Annotated in this window: 1 protein-coding gene; it reads right to left on the reverse strand. The window is 72.5% G+C overall.

The window, feature by feature from the left end:
- The coding region (locus DSY14_RS28350; RefSeq protein WP_307851365.1) for a response regulator transcription factor at positions 1 to 330 on the reverse strand (330 nt) is incomplete at its 3' end.
- Positions 331 to 353: the final 23 nt, after the last annotated feature.

A 353-nucleotide genomic window follows, 5' to 3' on the forward strand; every position in this document is an offset into this window, starting at 1 on the left:
CCACACCTCGGCGAGCAGCTCCTTGCGGGACACGACCACACCGGGCCGCCCGGCGAGGAACGCGAGCAGGTCGAACTCACGTCGCGTCAGGTCCAGTCGTACGCCGTCCAGTTCGGCCTCCCGGCGCAGGGGATCGATGGCGAGGCCGCCGACCCGGAGCACCGTCGACGGCGGTACGTCACCGGCGACCGGCCGGGCCCTGCGCAGGACGGCCGCCATGCGCGCGGACAGGTGCTCGACCGAGAACGGCTTGGTCAGATAGTCGTCCGCCCCCGCGTTCAGCAGCCGGACGATCTCCCTCTCGTCGTCCCGCGCGGTGGCGACGATCACCGGCACGTCGGTGATCCCGCGCA

The sequence above is a fragment of the Nocardiopsis sp. MG754419 genome, assembly GCF_018207095.1.
In the GTDB taxonomy this organism is placed as follows: domain Bacteria; phylum Actinomycetota; class Actinomycetes; order Streptosporangiales; family Streptosporangiaceae; genus Nocardiopsis.